The 1,026-nt window shown below is 50.7% G+C and carries 2 protein-coding genes; one reads left to right on the plus strand and one right to left on the minus strand.

What is annotated here, in order from left to right; all coding sequences use genetic code 11:
* Positions 1-536 (minus strand): hypothetical protein (locus tag QT222_RS00675; protein WP_491475973.1); only part of this gene is annotated, 536 nt, incomplete at its 3' end.
* Positions 537-597: 61 nt separating this feature from the next.
* Here QT222_RS00675 and QT222_RS00680 point away from each other — a divergent pair.
* Positions 598-723 (plus strand): HVO_A0114 family putative DNA-binding protein, encoded by a 126-nt coding sequence (locus QT222_RS00680; protein WP_491475974.1) that lies wholly within the window; start codon positions 598-600, stop codon positions 721-723.
* Positions 724-1,026: the final 303 nt, after the last annotated feature.

Below are 1,026 nucleotides of genomic sequence, written 5' to 3' on the forward strand. Positions count from 1 at the left end.
CCCCTATATTGTGCCCATTTGTGGGAATCCGTCTGCATGTAATCCATCGCCCAGTAGTCGAGTGCTTCTGCTGCACTCATTTCGTAGCGATGCAGGTATCGTTTGAAGAGTTGGAACACGTGGCTTACTCCATTCTTCCACTCCTCTGATTTCTTAACGTAGATTGGGGTAAAAACCGGCTCTTTGTACATCTCCCCGATTTGCCTTGAGAACGATACTGTTCTCCCTAATTGCTCTTGGTAGAAGATGGTGTAGGCGTTGAGTGCTGCGATAAGCAGCCCTGGCTCCATTTCGACGTCTGCTTCGTTGAGTTGGCGCTTCACCTGGAGCTGAGTAAAGGCCAAAAAGAGGTCTTTCGTCCCGTCTTCGAGAATGTAGTTTTGGCCACTGAACTCCCAGCACTTGCGGTAGTGGTCCAGGAGGTTACTACGGACGGCGTCGTGGATGTCCCACACTGCGGCTTCAATCTCGTCTGCTGAATATTCGGAGTACTTTGCTGATGTTTCAATGTGCCTACGGTCAAATACTTGGTCCATGTCCAACATATGGTTTGGACCATATATAAGCCTTTACTCAAAATCCAACATATAGTTTGATTTGGGACTAGTCGAGTTTGAGCAGGACGGCCGGTCGAAGCGGCCAGTCGTCTGGTACAGCGACATCCACGTTGAGTACGACCTCGGCGTTGGGACTGACGACAACGAAGTCGCCGCACAAGGGTGACGTACTCAGCTTGCACGCTGTCTCTCGTCTCTCGGGGGAGCGACCTCGCTCCCAGTAAACGTGCAACTACGGAAGTACTCTAAGGATGGTTACCGGCGTGAGCCGGTGACCTCCAATGAGAACAATCTGAGGTTGTGCCTCGTCCGATAAAAAATTATCGCGCTCCGCTACTCACTCTCTTCGCAGATGAGTCCCTGAAGGCTCTGAAACATCTCAGGATAGTGTTCGCTGAGGATTTCAACGGGCTTTCAGTTGCTTCGTAATTCGGCTTCTGACTTGGGACTTGACCTTGTATCGGTAGTT

It is taken from the genome of Haloferax sp. s1 (genome assembly GCF_058382125.1).